General features: G+C 71.4%; 18 protein-coding genes. 6 read left to right on the top strand and 12 right to left on the bottom strand.

Going from position 1 to position 15841, the window contains the following annotated elements; genetic code table 11:
* Positions 1-55 precede the first annotated feature (55 nt).
* The gene (locus tag NYE39_RS00730; RefSeq protein WP_341011603.1) at positions 56-436 is read left to right on the top strand and encodes a nuclear transport factor 2 family protein; all 381 of its coding nucleotides are present in this window, start codon (positions 56-58) and stop codon (positions 434-436) included.
* Here NYE39_RS00730 and NYE39_RS00725 read toward each other — a convergent pair.
* The 4 genes from NYE39_RS00725 to NYE39_RS00710 all read right to left on the bottom strand — a co-directional run bounded on the left by NYE39_RS00725 (position 411) and on the right by NYE39_RS00710 (position 4468).
* Positions 411-1181, bottom strand: a complete 771-nt coding sequence (locus NYE39_RS00725) for an SGNH/GDSL hydrolase family protein (protein ID WP_341011602.1) — start codon at positions 1179-1181, stop codon at positions 411-413. The two genes, NYE39_RS00730 and NYE39_RS00725, sit on opposite strands and share 26 nt — an antisense overlap.
* A gap of 4 nt (positions 1182-1185) precedes the next feature.
* The gene (locus tag NYE39_RS00720) at positions 1186-3204 is read right to left on the bottom strand and encodes an NADPH-dependent 2,4-dienoyl-CoA reductase (RefSeq protein ID WP_341011601.1); all 2019 of its coding nucleotides are present in this window, start codon (positions 3202-3204) and stop codon (positions 1186-1188) included.
* Between the two features lie 78 nt (positions 3205-3282).
* Positions 3283-3753: a hypothetical protein gene (locus tag NYE39_RS00715; protein WP_192911873.1), complete on the bottom strand. Its 471-nt coding sequence runs from the start codon at positions 3751-3753 to the stop codon at positions 3283-3285.
* A 94-nt stretch (positions 3754-3847) separates the two neighbouring features.
* On the bottom strand, positions 3848-4468 hold the full coding sequence (locus tag NYE39_RS00710; RefSeq protein WP_341011600.1) for a GntR family transcriptional regulator: 621 nt from the start codon (positions 4466-4468) through the stop codon (positions 3848-3850).
* Between NYE39_RS00710 and NYE39_RS00705 the strand changes: the two genes are divergently transcribed.
* Complete coding sequence (locus NYE39_RS00705) at positions 4449-4589, top strand: hypothetical protein (protein ID WP_259909763.1); 141 nt, start codon at positions 4449-4451, stop codon at positions 4587-4589. The two genes, NYE39_RS00710 and NYE39_RS00705, sit on opposite strands and share 20 nt — an antisense overlap.
* A 58-nt stretch (positions 4590-4647) precedes the next feature.
* Here NYE39_RS00705 and NYE39_RS00700 read toward each other — a convergent pair whose 3' ends face one another.
* Together NYE39_RS00700 and NYE39_RS00695 are read right to left on the bottom strand one after the other, a co-directional pair.
* Entirely contained in the window at positions 4648-5298 is a 651-nt protein-coding gene (locus tag NYE39_RS00700; RefSeq protein ID WP_083546055.1) for an alpha/beta hydrolase, read from the bottom strand.
* 285 nt (positions 5299-5583) lie between these two features.
* A complete protein-coding gene (locus NYE39_RS00695; RefSeq protein ID WP_341011599.1) occupies positions 5584-6474 on the bottom strand; it encodes a LysR family transcriptional regulator in 891 nt (296 codons plus the stop codon).
* Between the two features lie 71 nt (positions 6475-6545).
* Here NYE39_RS00695 and NYE39_RS00690 point away from each other — a divergent pair, with 71 nt between their 5' ends.
* Both NYE39_RS00690 and NYE39_RS00685 read left to right on the top strand, forming a co-directional pair.
* The gene (locus NYE39_RS00690; RefSeq protein ID WP_341011598.1) at positions 6546-7532 is read left to right on the top strand and encodes a YeiH family protein; all 987 of its coding nucleotides are present in this window, start codon (positions 6546-6548) and stop codon (positions 7530-7532) included.
* Positions 7533-7598: 66 nt separating this feature from the next.
* Complete coding sequence (locus NYE39_RS00685) at positions 7599-8834, top strand: MFS transporter (protein WP_341011597.1); 1236 nt, start codon at positions 7599-7601, stop codon at positions 8832-8834.
* A gap of 562 nt (positions 8835-9396) precedes the next feature.
* On the opposite strand, the gene NYE39_RS00680 is transcribed toward NYE39_RS00685, so the two are convergent.
* Genes NYE39_RS00680 through NYE39_RS00670 form a run of 3 tightly spaced genes read right to left on the bottom strand, consistent with a single transcriptional unit; the run spans position 9397 to position 10457 of the window.
* The gene (locus tag NYE39_RS00680; protein WP_341011596.1) at positions 9397-9675 is read right to left on the bottom strand and encodes a type II toxin-antitoxin system TacA family antitoxin; all 279 of its coding nucleotides are present in this window, start codon (positions 9673-9675) and stop codon (positions 9397-9399) included.
* A 55-nt stretch (positions 9676-9730) separates the two neighbouring features.
* The gene (locus tag NYE39_RS00675) at positions 9731-10120 is read right to left on the bottom strand and encodes a GNAT family N-acetyltransferase (protein WP_341011595.1); all 390 of its coding nucleotides are present in this window, start codon (positions 10118-10120) and stop codon (positions 9731-9733) included.
* Positions 10121-10124: 4 nt separating this feature from the next.
* Positions 10125-10457 carry a hypothetical protein gene (locus NYE39_RS00670; RefSeq protein ID WP_341011594.1) on the bottom strand — a complete coding sequence of 111 codons (333 nt, stop codon included), beginning with the start codon at positions 10455-10457 and terminating at the stop codon, positions 10125-10127.
* A 170-nt stretch (positions 10458-10627) separates the two neighbouring features.
* Here NYE39_RS00670 and NYE39_RS00665 point away from each other — a divergent pair, with 170 nt between their 5' ends.
* Positions 10628-12115, top strand: coding sequence for a hypothetical protein (locus NYE39_RS00665; RefSeq protein WP_341011593.1), 1488 nt, complete (start codon positions 10628-10630; stop codon positions 12113-12115).
* A gap of 12 nt (positions 12116-12127) precedes the next feature.
* Here the strand turns inward: NYE39_RS00665 and NYE39_RS00660 are convergent, their stop codons facing one another.
* From NYE39_RS00660 to NYE39_RS00650, 3 genes are read right to left on the bottom strand one after another with little or no spacing between them, the layout of a single operon-like run.
* Positions 12128-12751, bottom strand: coding sequence for an LON peptidase substrate-binding domain-containing protein (locus NYE39_RS00660; protein ID WP_341011592.1), 624 nt, complete (start codon positions 12749-12751; stop codon positions 12128-12130).
* 51 nt (positions 12752-12802) lie between these two features.
* On the bottom strand, positions 12803-14266 hold the full coding sequence (locus tag NYE39_RS00655; protein ID WP_341011591.1) for a hypothetical protein: 1464 nt from the start codon (positions 14264-14266) through the stop codon (positions 12803-12805).
* A 24-nt stretch (positions 14267-14290) separates the two neighbouring features.
* Positions 14291-15133 carry a TY-Chap domain-containing protein gene (locus tag NYE39_RS00650; RefSeq protein ID WP_341011590.1) on the bottom strand — a complete coding sequence of 281 codons (843 nt, stop codon included), beginning with the start codon at positions 15131-15133 and terminating at the stop codon, positions 14291-14293.
* A gap of 104 nt (positions 15134-15237) precedes the next feature.
* On the opposite strand from NYE39_RS00650, the gene NYE39_RS00645 reads away from it, so the two are divergent.
* Positions 15238-15828: a DUF6642 family protein gene (locus NYE39_RS00645; RefSeq protein ID WP_341011589.1), complete on the top strand. Its 591-nt coding sequence runs from the start codon at positions 15238-15240 to the stop codon at positions 15826-15828.
* The last annotated feature ends 13 nt before the right edge of the window (positions 15829-15841 follow it).

Raw genomic sequence — 15841 nt, 5'->3', positions numbered from 1 at the left:
TCCCTCTCAGGGACCGAGGGTTCCACTTATTCACTTTGTTGAGTAGGTTGGCGGCATGTTCCGAGACGCAGTTGAAGCCAAGGACCTCGACGCGGTCGACGCACTGCTCGCGGAGGACGTCGTCTTCCGCAGCCCGGTCGCCCACACCCCCTACCCCGGCAAGGCGATCACGAGCGCGATCCTGCGCGAGGTCGTGGAGGTCTTCGAGGACTTCCGCTACGTGCGCCAGCTGCGTGACGGGTCGGAGGAGGCCTACGTCTTCGAGGCGAAGGTCGACGGGCTCGAGATCACCGGCTGCGACTTCCTCACCCTCGACGACGAGGGCAAGGTCGTCGAGTTCATGGTCATGACCCGCCCGCTCAAGGCCTCGCAGGCCCTGGCGGCGCGGATGGGCGAGCGCTTCGAGGCGATCAAGCAGGCGGCCGCCAGCCGGTGAGGTCCGGCCGCTTGGCCACGACACCGTCACCGGACGAGCGTCCGGTGAGCCGGCGCCCGACCCAGGGGCCGAGATGGCGGCGAGCCCACGCCACCTCGGAGCGAAGGGAGGTCCGCGGCGGATCCCCGTGTGGCACAGCGGCCCACGCGCCGACGTCCGGCACCCCGAGAGCGTCCGCCGCGGCCATCGCCAGACGCTCGTGCCCGAGCGGCGACAGGTGCAGCCGGTCCTCGGCCCACGCCCGCCGGTCCTCGAAGACCGTCCCGGTCGTCATCGCCGGCGGCTCCATCCCGTGCTCCGTCGACAGCCACGCGTAGATCTCGTTGAGCCGGACCCGCCGCCGCGCGAGCAGCCGCCCGGCCGGCGAGACCGACCGGATGTCGGGGATCGGCACGACGACGAGACGCGCCCCCTTCGCCGTGAAGGGGGCGACGATCTCGGCGAGCGTCGCCCACAGCACGTCGGGGTCGAAGCGCGGGCGCAGCAGGTCGTTCATGCCCGCGGTGAGCGTGACGACGTCGGGCTCCATCACCAGCGCCGCCTCGACCTGCGTCGCGAGCACCTCGTGGGCACGCTGCCCACGCACGGCGAGGTTGGCGTAGTCGACCTCACCGTGGTGGGCGCCGAGCAGCTCGGCGAGCCGGTCGGTCCAGCCGCGCGGGGTGCCGTCGGGCCACGGCTCGTCGCCGATGCCCTCGGACAGGCTGTCGCCGATGGCGACGTAGCGCAGCGGTGGTGTGGTCATGCGGTCAGACCGCGGCGGCGACGCGGGTGCCCTGGTCGATCGCTCGCTTGGCGTCGAGCTCGGCGGCGACGTCGGCACCGCCGATGAGGTGCACGGCGACCCCCTTCGCCTGGAGCTCGTCGTGGAGGGTGCGGTTGGGCTCCTGCCCGGTGCACAGGACGATCGTGTCGACGTCGAGCACCTGCGGCGCGCCGTCGACGGTCACGTGCAGACCTGCGTCGTCGATGCGCTCGTAGGTGACGCCCGGGACCATGGTCACCCCGCGGGCCTTGAGCTCGGTGCGGTGGATCCAGCCCGTCGTCATACCCAGGCCGGCACCGACCTTGGAGGTCTTGCGCTGCAGGAGGGTCACCTCGCGTGCTGCCGACCGGTGCGAAGGGGAGGTCAGCCCACCCGGCGTGGTCTCGGCCTCGTCGATGCCCCAGGTCTGCTGGAAGGCCGCGATGTCGAGGCTCGCGTCGTCGCCGGGGTCGGTGACGAAGGCAGCGACGTCGAAGCCGATGCCGCCGGCACCGAGGATCGCAACGCGCTCCCCCACCTCGGCGCCGCCGCGCAGCACGTCGAGGTAGCCGACGACCTTGTCGTGGTCGACGCCCGGCAGCTCGGGCACGCGCGGGGTGACGCCGGTGGCGATGGCGACCTCGTCGTAGCCCTCGAGGTCGTCGGCCTCGACACGGGCGCCGAGCTTGACGTCGACGCCGGTGTCGGTGAGCTTGTGCCGGAAGTAGCGCAGGGTCTCGTTGAACTCCTCCTTGCCCGGGACGCGCCGCGCGACGTCGAGCTGACCGCCGATGTCGTCGGCCGCGTCGAAGAGCGTGACGTGGTGGCCGCGCTCGGCGGCGGTCGTCGCAAAGGCCAGGCCGGCCGGGCCGGCACCGACGACGGCAATCCGCTTCGCCAGCCGGGTCGGGCCGATGACCAGCTCGGTCTCGTGGCAGGCGCGGGGGTTGACGAGGCAGGAGGTGATCTTGCCGGCGAAGGTGTGGTCGAGGCACGCCTGGTTGCAGCCGATGCACGTGTTGATCGTCTCGGGGGCACCGGCGGCGGCCTTGTTGACCAGCTCGGGGTCGGCGAGGAAGGGCCGGGCCATGGAGATCATGTCGGCGTAGCCGTCGGCGAGGAGCTGCTCGGCGACCTCGGGGGTGTTGATCCGGTTGGTCGCGACGAGCGGGACGGTGACGGCGCCCATGAGGCGCTTCGTCACGCCGGCCCAGGCGGCGCGCGGGACCTGGGTGGCGATCGTGGGCACGCGGGCCTCGTGCCACCCGATGCCGGTGTTGATGATGTCGGCGCCGGCGGCCTCGACCTCGCGGGCCAGCTCGACGACCTCGTCGTGGGTCGAGCCGTCGGGCACGAGGTCGAGCATCGACAGGCGGTAGACGAGGACGAAGTCGTCGCCGACGGCGGCGCGCACCCGGCGGATGACCTCGATCGGGAAGCGCATGCGGTTGGCGTAGGACCCGCCCCAGTCGTCCGTGCGCTGGTTGGTGCGCGTGACGATGAACTGGTTGATGAGGTAGCCCTCGGAGCCCATGATCTCGACGCCGTCGTAGCCGGCCTGCTGGGCCAGTCGCGCACACCTGGCGTAGTCGTCGATGGTGCGCTGGATGTCGGCCTCGGTCATCTCCCGCGGGACGAAGCGGCTGATCGGCGCCTGGATCGGCGACGGCGCGACCATCTGCGGGTGGTAGGCGTAGCGGCCCGTGTGCAGGATCTGCATCGCGATCCTGCCGCCCTCGGCGTGGACCGCGTCGGTGATCAGCCGGTGGTCGGCGACGTCGGTCTCGCTCGTCAGCGCCTTGCCCCCGGGCAGCGGGGCGCCCTCGTCGTTGGGGGCGATGCCGCCGGTGACGATGAGGCCGGCTCCCCCCTTCGCCCGCTCGGCGTAGAAGGCGGCCATCCGCTCGAAGCCGTCGGGCTGCTCCTCGAGGCCGACGTGCATCGAGCCCATGAGGCTCCGGTTGCGCAGGGTGGTCCGCCCGACGGTGATCGGCTCGAGCAGGTGCGGGTACGAGTGAGGCATGGTCGACGACTCCAATGGTCAATTTGTTGTCTAGGTGGAGTCTGCCACGAGGACGGCGTCGACGAAAGGTCGGGCGACTCAGCCGACGCCCTGGTCGACGAGGCGCCATCGCTCGTCGTCGCCGTTGCGCGCGAAGACATAGCCCCAGCTCGTGCGACTCGTCGCGGAGAAGGACCCGTCGGACTGGAGGACCCGGAACTGCACCGGCACGTACTGCACCTGCCGCCAGTCGCCGAGGCGGGTGCCGGTCCGGTTGTAGGCACGGGCGTTGCCGATGCTGTCCTCGGCGACGATGAGGTCCCGCTGGCTCAGCAGGTCGACGTAGGACGGCACGAAGTGCTCCGCCCGCTCCTCGGAGACGATCGCCCGCATCGTGTCGAGGTCGCGGGCATTGGAAGCGTCGATCCACGCCTGGGCGACCTCCTCCGGCGTCGCCTGCGCCGTCGGCACGGGCACCTGCCCCCGTGGTGCGACGAGCACATAACCCCCGACCCCACCCAGCACGACGGCCGTCACGACCACCACGGTGAGCCACTGCCAACGCGACATCGCGTCCCCCTTCGATCCCCTGGGGGCAGGGTACTCCGACGGGCCGCGATGACGGGGACCTCGCGGACATGAGCGAAGGGAGGCGACGCTGCGGTCACACCCCCGACGCCACACCGCCGTCAGCGGGCGCTCGAGCTCGAGCGTCGTCCGCGCGACGGCCAGTCCCCCGGTGCCACCGGTCCGGCGAGTGGCTCGACACCTGCGGCCTCGCGCCTCGACCGACGTGGATCAGGCGTCGGCGTAGGAGAGGGAGTCGGCGCGGGGGCGCGGCGACAGCGTGGGTGAAGTCCACGAGGTAGTTGTTGAGCGCGATCGAGGCGCGCGCCGCGCGCTCGGGGTCACGGGCGAGGACGGCGTCGACAATGCCGCGCAGGAGGCGGGCTCCCGTCGCCATCTCCGACGCGGCATCCCGCACGTGGTGGTACCAGTAGCGGCGGGAGAGCGACTGCAGCGGGGCGATGGCATCGGAGAGATAGGCATTGCCGGCCGCCGAGGCGATGAGGTGGTGGACCTCGCCCACGAGACCGGCGTAGTCGCGCAGGGAGCCGATGTCGCCGGCGAGGCGCTGGCGCAGGGCGCACAGCTGCTCGGCGTGCTCGGGCCGCTGGCGCGAGCAGGCGAGCCGCACGGAGGTCACCTCGAGGGCGCGACGCACCTCGAGCAGGGCGTACTCGTCCTCCGCGACGATCGGCGGGATGAGTATCCCCTTGCTCACCTACTTCTCGAGCAACGACCAGCGCCACCTCTTCCTCTGGTACCTCGTCGCGGTCGTCGCCCTGACGCTCGTGACCGGGATCCTCACCAAGGAGACGCGTGACGTCGACCTCGACCGGTAGTCGACGACGGCGAAGGGGGCGGACCGGCCGGTCCGCCCCCTTCGTCATGTCGTGGTGCTCAGGTGCGTCGCTCGACGACGTCGAGCACGGCGTCGGCAGCAAGCCGGTGCCACCTCCACGGGCGGTCCATCAGCGCGTGGCCGCCACCGGGTACACCGTCCCAGGTCGCGTCGGCGCCCTCGGCGCGCAGCCGCTCGACGAGCTCCCGGGAGCGTTGGGGGCTGCACACGGCGTCGGCCTCGCCGTGGATCACCCGCACGACCCGATCGCGCAGGTGCTCGTAGGTCTCGTCCTCACCCACCCAGGGTGCGAGGGCGACGCTGCCGATCACCGCGTCCTGCCCGCCACAGCGCAGCGCCGCCCAGCCACCGCTGGAGTGGCCGAGCAGGACGACGGGGCGACCGTGCTCCTCGTGGAGGCGGCGGACGATCTCGCGGGTCTGGAGCAGGCCGCTTCCGGAGGGGGCGACCCATCCCCCGTCGCTGTTGTGCACGAGTACGGGGGCGACCCGGCCGCGGGCGGCCCGGGTCACCGCGGTGACGAAGGGGAGCATCCGCAGGTAGGAGACGTCACGATGGCGCCGGGGCTGGGTCGCGTCGGCACGACCGCCGTGCAGGATCAGCGCGATCGCGCGCGTGCGCGGGCCGACGCGGACCCGGCCCTGCCGGATCGATGACATGAGGGTCTCGAGGTCGGGCGGGGTCGTCATCGCGCGAGTCTCGCAGGTCGTCGACCGCTACGGCATGGCCGTTTCGTCGACGTGGTGCAGCTCGCAGTCTCGAGGCGGGTGACCATCTCGCGGCGTCGTCCTGCGCCGCGGCGATCTGAGGGCTGCCGACGACTCCCTGCGCGAGGTGGAGGAACACGAGGAGGGCCACGAGCCCGCCGGCGATCCGGGCAGCCCACGCAGTGCTGTCCTGGTCCGGCCACCGTGGGCGGGGTGCGCCGCCTACGCCACGGTGCCGCTACCCGTCGCCGGGGGACGAAGGGGGGCTCAGCCCGCCGAGTCCGTGGCAACGGCGAGCAGGGTCGCCGTCGCGGTGCTCATTCGAGCACCCTTGCGCCACACCGCTGTCAGTGGACGGTCGAGGTCGAGGGGCGTGGGCACGACGACCAGTCCTCCGGTGTCCACCTCGGCGGCGACGGCCCGCTCCGACACGACCGCCGGCCCCAGGCCGGCGCGGACCGCGCCGAGGAGCGCGGCGGTCGAGCCCGCCTGCAGCGCCACCGTCGGCCGCTGCCCGAGCGCCCGCTCGAAGGTGCTGCGTGTCCCGCTGCCCTCCTCGCGCAGCACCCACTCGGCAGCGCCGAGTGCGGGCGCGGTCAGCGGGGAGCGCCGGCGCGCCCACGCGTGACCGGGTGGCACCACGACGACGAGCCGGTCGGTGCCGACGACGCGGTGCTCGAGACCCGGGGTCGTCATCGTCGTCTCGACGAAGCCGATGTCGACGAGCCGGCTGCGGACCATGTCGGCCACCCGGTCGCTGTTGACGACGTGCAGCTGCGGGTGGACCTCGAGCCGCTCGCGCAGCTCGCCGAGCCAGCGCGGCAGGATGTGCTCGGCGATCGTCAGGCTCGCGGCGACGCTCACCTCGCCCCGCCTGGCCCCGCGCAGCGAGGCCAGACCCGAGCGCATCGTGTCGACCTCGCGCAGCACCTGCCGTGCCCAGGCGACGACGGCCTGACCGTCGGTGGTCAGCCTCGAGCCTCGGGGGGTGCGGTCGAGGAGGGTGAGCTGCCAGCGCGCCTCGAAGGCCCGCACCCGGGCGCTCGCTGACGGCTGGCTCAGCCCGCGCGCCCGAGCGGCCGCGCTCAGGCTCCCGGTGTCGTCCACGGCGACGACCAGCCGGAGGGTCTCGATGTCGAGGTCGGGCAGGTCAGTCATAGGGCAAGACTATGACCCGTGCTGCACTCGGGGTCTACCGGAGGCGCGGCCGTGCGGGCAGCGTGGTCGACATGCAGACCCTGGCCCGAGGCATCCACGCTCCGGTGCTGAGCCGCACCTACGCCCCGCCGCTCGTGGCTGCGGGCGCGGCACTCGCCCTGAGCACGGTGGTCCCCCTGCTCGGCCCCCTGCTCATCGCCCTGGTCATCGGCGTCGCCGTCGTCAACAGCCGTCTGGGCAGCCACCCGGCGATCGCCGATCACGGCGCCGCCACTCGGCTCCTCCTCCGGCTGGGCGTGGCCGCGCTCGGGCTGCGCCTCCCCTTCGCCGACATCGTCTCGATCGGGCCGAGCGGGCTCGTCGTCATCGCGGCCACGGTGCTCGCGACCTTCACCGGCACGCAGTACGTCGGTCGGCGACTCGGCCTCGAGGACGGACTGGTCATGCTCATCGCCACCGGCTTCTCCATCTGCGGCGCCGCGGCCATCGCCGCCGTCGAGGACACCGTCCGGGCCAGGCAGCAGCACGTGGCCCTGGCCGTCGCCATGGTCACGATCTATGGCTCGGCGATGATCGTCGTCGTGCCCTGGCTCGCCGGGGTCATCGGTCTGAGCGATGAGCAGGCGGCGATCTGGGCCGGCGCGAGCATCCACGAGGTCGCGCAGGTGGCCGCGGCGGGCTCGCTCATCGGCACCTCCGCCGTGGCGCTGGCCATGACGGTCAAGCTCGGCCGGGTCGCCCTGCTCGCACCGCTGTCGGTCGTGCTCGCCCGCACCACCCCCGGGGCGAAGGGAGCGACCGCTCCCCTGGTCCCGTGGTTCATCGTCGCCTTCGTCGGCGCCGTCGCGGTCCGCACGAGCGGCCTGCTGCCGCAGGGGGTCCTGTCGGTCACCGACGTGCTGACGACGCTGCTGCTCGCGGCCGGCATGTACGGCCTCGGCATGGGCATCCGCGCCCGTGACCTGTGGCCGCTGCCGGTTCAGGTGCTCACCCTCTCGACGATCTCGACGCTCATCGCCGCCGGGACCTCGCTGGCGCTGGTCCTCGCGCTCACCTGAGGGCATGGCGCAGCGACGTCTCGCAGCCCTCTAGGCTCGGGCCCGGGTCGCCGTCGAAGGAGGGGCATGAGCCAGGACCGTCTCGCGGAGCGCGCACCTGGCGCGACGCCCGCGCCCGGCACGACCACGTGGATCACGCTCGTGGCACTGCTGTCGGCGGGGTGGGCGACCAACCACTTCGCGGCGATGCTGCCCGTCCTCGCCGAGGTCGCGCACATCTCCAAGCCGGGGCTGGACGCCGCCTTCGGTCTGTATGCCCTGGGTCTGCTGCCGAGCCTGCTGCTCGGCGGGGGGCTGTCCGACCGGCACGGCCGACGCCCGGTCGTGGTCACCGGCCTGACCCTCGCGGGCCTCGGCAACCTCGTCATGCTCGCCTGGTCGACGCTGCCCGGCGTCACCGTCGGCCGCCTCGTCGTCGGGCTCGGCGTCGGCATGGTCGCCAGCGCGGGCACAGCGTGGGCGGCCGACCAGGACGAGACGAAGGGAGCAGCCCGCGCCGGGGTCGTGCTGACGAGCGGCTTCGCCGTCGGTCCCGTGGCCACGGCCCTCATCGCGTGGGCGGTGTCGGGCCGTACCGGCGCCCACCTCGCCTTCGCGGTGCCCGTGGTGCTCACGGCGGTCTTCGCGCTGCTCTGCTTGCGGGTGCCCGACCCTGGTCCCTCGCGGGTCGCGGCGCGGCGCGCTGCCGACGGCCACGACAGTGCCGCGGCGCCCGTGACGGACGAGCGACGACTGGGGCCGGCTCTGGCGGCGTCGCTGCCGATGGCGCTGTGGGTCTTCGCCTGCGTCACCGTCTCGATGATCGTGCTCACCGAGCGGATCGACGAGCAGTACTCCGGTCCCCTGTTGCCAGCCGTGGCCGCGGTCCTGTCGCTCGGCACCGGCGTGCTCGCCCAGGTGGGGATGCGTCGTGTCGGCGGGTTGCGCGGCCTCGGCGCCGTCGGGGCGGGACTGGCGACGACCGGCTACGTCATCGCGGGGGTCGCGGGCGCACAGGTGGGGCTGGCGACCTTCGCCGTCTGCTCGGTGGTCCTCGGCTGCGCCTACGGCCTGTGCCTCGGGCAGGGGCTGCGCGATGTCGAGCGTCTCGCACCGCTCGCCAGCCGCGGCGTGGCGACCGGCCTCTTCTACGTCGTCTCCTACTCGGGCTTCGCCCTCCCCTTCGTCCTCAACACCTACGAGGACAGCCTCGGCGCGTCGGCCCCGATGTACTTGCTCGCTGCGCTGGCGGCGACCACCGCGCTGACGCGACTGCGGCAGGTGCGCCGCGGCAGCACAGCGGACCTCCAGCCGGTCCGCTGACGCTACGCCGTTGCTCCGTACTGCGGGGCAACGGCGTAGCAACCGGGCGGAACCGCCGCCCCTCTCCTCAGTGCGGGAGCCCGTGCTCGTCGTACATCGCCTCGAGATCGGCTCTCATGGCCTCGCGGTCGGCATCTGTCGAGGCGTCCCGCATCGCGTCAACGATCTCTCGGACTCGCTCGACTCGTCTCTCGGCGGAGATGTCGCTCCCGCTGCGACGAGCCCGGCGAGGAGCTGCTCGGGCGTCGCTTCCAGTCGACTCCATGGCTGGACCTCCTACGTGCGAAGTTGCACCCGCGCACAACGACTCGGTTCACGCTGCCTAGAGCAGCTCGTCGAGGACGAGCTCATACAGTCGCGAGCCGACACGATGCTCGCCCACCTCGCTGGTCTGGGTCCCACGTTTGCGTGGGCGGTGCGACGAGCGCAGCGCGGAGCCTCGATACCCGCCCCGCGACCATCACCCACATTGGCTGCCATTCGCGCGGTCGGGCGAGCTGGGGCCGAAGGCCTGCCTGAGGCGCTCAGCGACTGTCGCACCCTCGATGCGGGACGAGCCGTCCTACGTCGAGACGTGCTGGACTCCGTGGACTGCCCGCACGAGTGCCGCCAGCTGCGGATTGACCCCAGCCTCCGACTCGAGTGCCGACTCGACCTGCAGCAGCTCAGCCGGCGAGAGCCGTAGCACTCGCTCCTCCGCCATCACCGCGCGAGCGCGCTCCAGCGACGCGCCCATGATGAAGGACGTCAGGTCTTGCCCCTGGAGTGCGGCGGCATCGCGCAGGAGCTTGAGCGAGTCCTCGCTGCAGCGCACGTTGATGCGCTCTGTCTTGGTTGTCATCGGCTGCCTCCTGAGCACTTCAGCGTACGCACTCTGTATGTACACGGCAAGTGACTTACAGACCATCGAACGTCGCACGCAGTTCTTTGGTCGTCAGGAATAGATGCATGGGGTTGTCGGCGAAGGGTGTGAAGCCGTGCGTGGTGTAGAAGGTCACCGCATCGACGTCGAACGCGTGAACTACCACCATCTCGAAGCCAACCTGCCGACTCGCGGTGACGAAGCCCCGAAGGGCATGCACGAGCAATTGGCGACCAACACCTCGACCGGCGCTCCGCTCGTCCACCGCAAGACGTGCAAGGAGCACTGCTGGGATGGGGTATCGCCTCCTCGGGGAACCGTGGAGACGCGCAACCTCAACAAAAGCCTGAACGGTCAATCGCCCGGGAGAACGAAACGATCTCCACGGGGCGCATGCCCTCAGCCACCCTCGCCCCTCCGTCATTGTCCTAGAGCAGGGTGACCCAGTACCAATCCGGCGTGCGGGACCCGGGCCAGCCGGTCACGACGTCGTCGGGAAGGATCTCGCCCCCCGGCCACCCGGGGCCGTCGCCGCCGACACGCAACGCCTGGACCCGCGCTCGCTCGGCCATGGCCTCGCGCCACTGGTCGGCCATCTCCCGGTCCTCCGGCCGCTCGAAGCCGACCCAGTCGCCACAGCAGTCGCTGACCTCCAGCTGCTCGGCCCGGGTGGCCGGCCCGCGACGCCACTCGTCCAGAACCCGCTGCGCCAGCGCGGCCAGCTCGCCCGTGCCCAGACCGCTCCGCAGGCCGTCCGTCATCCCACCCAACGTCACTCCCCCTTCGTCCTCCGCCGACGAGGCCAAGACTAGGTGCGGGCACCGACAACGCTCGGGCGTCGGACTGCTGCGAGGCTCCTCCGTCGCACTTCAGCCAACAGGGGGGAGCGCTCCCCCTGTCCGCCGGCCGGCGGGAGGACAAGGATGGAGCCATGGCGACCTTCCCGCTCCCCTCGACCCAGCCCGAGCCGCAGCCTGCCGTCGATCTCGGTGGTGGCACCGTGGCGACGCTGCGCTGCGCGGGTGAGGTGGCTCCCTTCGCCCGGCCGGTCGTCGACCGCTACCGCCGCCACCACGAGGCGGGCAACACGGAGGACAGGCTGCGGACGATGGTGGGCTTCGGCTTCTGGCAGCTGCGGCAGGACCGGGAGACGCAGTTCGCGATCACGGCGCCGGACTACGCGGCGGAAGACTTCGTCGACGCCACGACCGACGACCTGACGCTCGCGCTGTGGATCGAGGCCGCCCAGGCGGACGTGCTCAGCCGCGCGGACGTCGATGGTGCGCCGGTAGACATGGCGATGGGCGTGACCTTCACCAAGGCGGCACTGACGGTCGTCGAAAAGGGTCGGACCGACGAGCTCGTCCTGGTGCGGCGCGCGTCCACTTCGGAGGACGACTCCGGCTGGCTGGTGCGCACGGCCGAGAAGTCCTTCCTGCGCAACAAGGAGGTCGAGGTCCTCGCCGGGCTGCTCGTGCAGTCGGCCGCCCACCTCGTGCCGCTACTCGCGCTGCCGACGGGCACGGTGGCGCGGGTCGCCGACGGCCGGTTCCTCGGTGCCTGGGCCACGCGGGCCACAGACGGCACCGTCACCGCTGCGGACCGACAGCTGCTCGACGCCGACGGTCGCGGTGCCGGCGCTCCCATCGGCGAACGGAGCCAGGCGGCCGCGCCGACCACCGAGACGATCGAAGAGGTCGTCGACGGCGTGACCCTGCGCGCGCGGATCCACCCCCGGCTCGCGCCGCTGGCCGGCAGCGTCCTCATGGCCTTCGCCGCCGGCGCGGCCGGTCCGCTGGAGCCGGGCGCCCGGCTCCAGATGTCGTATGCGCCGTACACGCTCGAGGCCACGGACGAAGGGGGTGTCCTCCTCGTCACGACCCCGGACTTCTCCTCTCCCGAGGCCTATCGGGAGCGGACGACCGACGACCTCACCGGCGCGCTGATCGGGCAGGTCGAGCAGGTGCAAAAGGCTCGCCAGGCAGGCGTGGACGCGGCGCCGGTCAGGGCCACCGAGACCATCGCGATCCAGTCGGCCGCGCTCGACGCGATCGTCCTGAGGCAGCCCGCCGCGTTCGTCATGGAGCGCTACGAGCTCGACCCCGGCGCGCAGGCCCTGACCGATGGCACCCGCCGGTCCGGGTGGTCGATCGCCATGACCACCGCGCAGACCGACGAAGAGCGCGCACTGCGCAACATCGACGCGGGCGAGCTGCAGGCGTGCGACCGCACCTTCGGCCCCTACCTCGGGCTGACGGTCGGCTCGCTGCTCTTGATCGCTGGCGATGAGCTGCAGTCGGCGCACCTCGTCGACCAGGCGAAGCTCGACGAGGTGCTCGAGCGGGGTGAGTACCGCACGATGGGTGAGGTGCTCGCCTCGGGTGAGGCGTCGCGACCGCTCTTCGTCGACGCTGACTGAGGGTGGGGGCTGTCAGTCGAGCTCGTCGGGCGACTGGAGCGGCAACAACTCGATGGCCTCGCTCGTGAGGCGAGTGGTGGTCTCGAGCAGCTCGCCGAGGGATGACGACCGCAGCAGCGCGAGCTGGTCGAGGGCACCGAGCTGAGCGACCCACGCCAGCTGCCAGCTGCGCGTGACCGGGTCGTCGGACAGCTCGATGTCGGCGGGCAGCGCCGGCGATCGGTACTCGCTCATCACCGTCAGCGCGCGTCGGACGGTGCGCTCGGTCTCGGCCAGGCGCGGGGCGTCATCGTCGGCCCACGTCAGGTCCGGCAGGCGCGTGATCTCGGCTCGCGGATAGGGATCGTCGGGCAGCCACCGGGCGACCTCGATGCGCTCCTGACCACGAGCGATGAGCCCGACCCGACCTCCGCCCATCGGCCGGACCTGCTCGATGCTCGCGACGCATCCGACGGCGAAGCGCTGGTCTCCCCCACCGACCTCGAAGCCGCGCTCGATGAGCACCACGCCGAAGCGCCGGTCTCCGGCCGCCACGTCGCGCAGCATCGTCAGGTAGCGCGGCTCGAAGACCTGCAGCGGCAGGGGCTGCCCGGGCAGCAGCACGGTCCCGAGCGGGAACATCGGCAGGACGTCCATGGACTCAACGTCGCACATCTGCGACCGGCCTGGGCTGCTGGTGAGCGACCATCACACGATCTCGCCACGCTCCCGCATCCGCGCCTCCTTGTAGGCTGACAGCGCGGCAGCCTCGTCGGGGTCGGTCTCGGCGAGCAGCTCCAGAGCTTCCCCGTCGGAGTCCATGTAGTTGGGTCCGGGGACCCACGCGCTGACGAGCGGCACGCCTTCCCACGCCCCGCCGCGCGCAACGGCTACGACAGCGTGCGGGGCACGGAAGTCGAGATCGACCCGCTCCACGTCTACCTGCTCGAAGCTCGGCGCGGACCCAACCCGGTCCAGCGCCGTGAGCGCAGCCGCCCGGAACCCGTCGGCGTCGTACTCCGCCCGCACCGACTGCACGCAGCTCGTCGCCGCGCCGGGCTCGTCGGGCAGGATCGCGTGTGCGGCCTCGGCGACGCCGGGCGCCTCGGTGAGGTCGAGCGTCTCCTGAGCCGACCACGACGGCACCTGGCTGCGCCACTGCTGCGGCCTCCCCCAGGCATCGGTCGGCAACTCTGCGCGCGCCAAGTCGGTCATCTGCACCCGCGCTGCCCTGGACCGCCAGCCGAATCCCCGGCGCGGCAGCCCGTGCGGTCGCTCGCCGTGCCACAGCGCGCCGTCGTCCAGCAGCGCCACGATTTCGTCGACGGCCTGCCAGACCTGCGCCGGAGCGACCCTCGGGTGAGCGCGCACGCTGATGACGTCGATGCCGTCCTCGGAGTGCGGCTTGGCCACGAGGACGGCCCCGGCAGCGGCAGTCTCGACGATCGTCTGCAGGCCCCCACCGAGCCTCAACCACTGGCCGCCGCCACCGGTGGTGAGCTGCTCGGTCCACCGTGGCTCGAGGACGAGCGCCGTCGCCAGCACGATGCGGGTCAGCTCGGTGACCTCGAGTGGGAACTGCGGGATGAGTCCGCGTGTGCGCTCTGACGCCCACGCATCCAGCCAGGCCTGGTCAGGGATCGGCCGCTCCACCCCGACGGGTGTCACCGCATCCCCCGCAGCCCAGGCTCCAGCCGCAGCAGCGAGGGTCGGGTGCGGTGCGCCGAGCAGCCGACGTGCGGCAGCACTCGCCTCCCCGACCGGCATGCCAAGGATCTCCTCGAGCACGGCGCAGTCGTCGCCGGTGACGTGCTCAGCGACGGCAGCGAGAAGCAGCCACAGCCCGGCGTGGGAGACGACGGAGGTCGTCGCCTGGCCGAGCTTCTCGCGGCAGCGAGCGGCGTACCGGGTGATCGCCCGGGCGACGGTGCAGTCGGGTGGCGGCGCCGGCATGAAGTCGGTTGGGCCCCCTTCGACCGCCTCTCGCTGACCGCAGGTCAGGCACTCGGCCGTCCACATGCCCGGCACGATCAGACACCCACCGAGCCGCTGCCACGGCGTGGCCGCGACCTGCGCCGCCGTCTCGGCAGTGGGCATGCCCATGACGAGCTGGTGGGTGGCGTGCGACCCGCAGCGGTCGCAGCGCAACCGGCTGGCTGGGGCTTCGCTCACGGCGTCTCCTGTCGGTCGCGTGCCTCAGGGAGGAACTCGTCCTCCCAGCCATTGATGATGCTGAAGAGGTGCCTCCAGGTGCTCGCGCAGGTGCTCAGGCACGAAGGGGCTGGCCAGCATGTCGACCATGACGAGGAAGTCCTCGCCGTCGAGCACGACGAACTTCAGCGCATGCATGCACTCGTTGAGCCGCTGGGCGATCCGGGTGGCCTCGTCGAGGTCATGCTCGTGGTGCGGCAGCGTGCAGCACATGCGGATGCGCGGCGCTCGCCTCGACGGCTGCACCAAGATCGACGTGTCGTAGAAGTGGACGATGGCGTCACCGTCGTCAGTCGTGTGCACCTCCCCCACGAGAGGGCGAAGGGCGATGGCGACCAGAGCGTTGACCTCCGCCCGACTGGTGGGTTGGGCGCCGTCGGCGAGCAGCGGGCTGGTCTCCCAGGGCTCGCGCGTGGGTGGAGTCAGGACGGGGCTCGGGCTGGTGAGCAGCGCCGGGTCGACGACACCGAACCCTTCGCGCAGTGCCGTGATCGCCGCCGCGGCCGCCTCGTCGGGCCGCGCGATGTCGTAGTACTTGCCGTATGTCGGCTCCTGCCGCGTCGGGCACACCATGCCCAGCCGGCGGACCCTCGCCTGCTGCGTGCGGCTCATACGCCATGTACGAGCCAAAGTCATGTTGGAGGCGACCTCGACGAGCACCTGCGGCAGGACGACATTGAGCTCGACGAAGGGAGCGTCCCCCGCCTCGTAGACGCTCGTGCGGTCGAGTGAGATCCGGAAGATCTCGCCCTCGCCGAACCGTTCGATGGCCGCCACGAGACGCTCGTGGAAGTCCCTCCACGCTGCCTCGACCCGCTGATCGAACATCAGCCACTCCCCTCCGTCGACCTGCTCCACAGCGTAGGTGGGACCACCGACAACGATCCGGCTGAGCGTTTGACACCCCACCGAGGGACCAAAAGTGTTCATACATGGCACAAGGGATCTACTGCTTCGAAGGTGAATGGGGCCCCGCCCGCGACCGACGGACCGTCGAGCCAGTGCTCGGCCTGCTCCGGGACTGCGAAGGGACCCCCTACGTCCACCGCAACGTCGCGACAAGGGACGCCCTCGAGTTCTATGCAAAGAAATGGCGTCGGCTCACCTCGATGCCCATCGGCTACTTCGTCTGTCACGGCGCTCGTGGGCAGCTCTGGTTCGGCGATGAAGGCGTGACGATCAAGGAGTTCGCTGAGATTCTCGGGAGCAGGTGTGAGGACAAGGTCTTGTTCTTCGCCTCGTGCTCGACGATGGCCGCCAAGGATCAAGAGCTCATAGACCTCTGTCGGGCCACCAACGCCAGGGCAGTCGTCGGGTACACCAAGACGGTGGACTTCGTCGAGGCGGCCGCGTTCGAGGTCCTGCTCCTGCGCGATCTGCTGTACACGACCAACGTCAAGTCGGCCTACACACGAATGGAGCGCGAGCACCCTCGGATGTCGCAGCGGCTGGGCCTTCGTATGGCACACAGGACCTGGGCCTCACCTCGGAGCGTTGCTCAGGGGGCCCTGGATTCCGCCTGAATGACCTGACGCA

The sequence above is a fragment of the Janibacter sp. FSL W8-0316 genome, assembly GCF_038004165.1.
In the GTDB taxonomy this organism is placed as follows: domain Bacteria; phylum Actinomycetota; class Actinomycetes; order Actinomycetales; family Dermatophilaceae; genus Janibacter; species Janibacter indicus.
The sequence above is the reverse complement of the archived record's forward strand: the minus strand, read 5'-3'. Positions and strand labels throughout refer to the sequence as shown.

Bases quoted from the DNA above. Each gene is read 5' to 3' on its own strand.
- NYE39_RS00695 (WP_341011599.1), bottom strand. From the start codon at position 6,474: ATGACTGACCTGCCCGACCTCGACATCGAGACCCTCCGGCTGGTCGTC.
- NYE39_RS00715 (WP_192911873.1), bottom strand. From the start codon at position 3,753: ATGTCGCGTTGGCAGTGGCTCACCGTGGTGGTCGTGACGGCCGTCGTG.
- NYE39_RS00680 (WP_341011596.1), bottom strand. From the start codon at position 9,675: ATGACAACCAAGACAGAGCGCATCAACGTGCGCTGCAGCGAGGACTCG.
- NYE39_RS00725 (WP_341011602.1), bottom strand. From the start codon at position 1,181: ATGACCACACCACCGCTGCGCTACGTCGCCATCGGCGACAGCCTGTCC.
- NYE39_RS00665 (WP_341011593.1), top strand. From the start codon at position 10,628: ATGGCGACCTTCCCGCTCCCCTCGACCCAGCCCGAGCCGCAGCCTGCC.
- NYE39_RS00660 (WP_341011592.1), bottom strand. From the start codon at position 12,751: ATGGACGTCCTGCCGATGTTCCCGCTCGGGACCGTGCTGCTGCCCGGG.
- NYE39_RS00705 (WP_259909763.1), top strand. From the start codon at position 4,449: ATGAGTATCCCCTTGCTCACCTACTTCTCGAGCAACGACCAGCGCCAC.
- NYE39_RS00730 (WP_341011603.1), top strand. From the start codon at position 56: ATGTTCCGAGACGCAGTTGAAGCCAAGGACCTCGACGCGGTCGACGCA.
- NYE39_RS00720 (WP_341011601.1), bottom strand. From the start codon at position 3,204: ATGCCTCACTCGTACCCGCACCTGCTCGAGCCGATCACCGTCGGGCGG.
- NYE39_RS00675 (WP_341011595.1), bottom strand. From the start codon at position 10,120: ATGACGGAGGGGCGAGGGTGGCTGAGGGCATGCGCCCCGTGGAGATCG.
- NYE39_RS00685 (WP_341011597.1), top strand. From the start codon at position 7,599: ATGAGCCAGGACCGTCTCGCGGAGCGCGCACCTGGCGCGACGCCCGCG.
- NYE39_RS00700 (WP_083546055.1), bottom strand. From the start codon at position 5,298: ATGACGACCCCGCCCGACCTCGAGACCCTCATGTCATCGATCCGGCAG.
- NYE39_RS00670 (WP_341011594.1), bottom strand. From the start codon at position 10,457: ATGACGGACGGCCTGCGGAGCGGTCTGGGCACGGGCGAGCTGGCCGCG.
- NYE39_RS00645 (WP_341011589.1), top strand. From the start codon at position 15,238: ATGGCACAAGGGATCTACTGCTTCGAAGGTGAATGGGGCCCCGCCCGC.
- NYE39_RS00650 (WP_341011590.1), bottom strand. From the start codon at position 15,133: ATGTTCGATCAGCGGGTCGAGGCAGCGTGGAGGGACTTCCACGAGCGT.
- NYE39_RS00690 (WP_341011598.1), top strand. From the start codon at position 6,546: ATGCAGACCCTGGCCCGAGGCATCCACGCTCCGGTGCTGAGCCGCACC.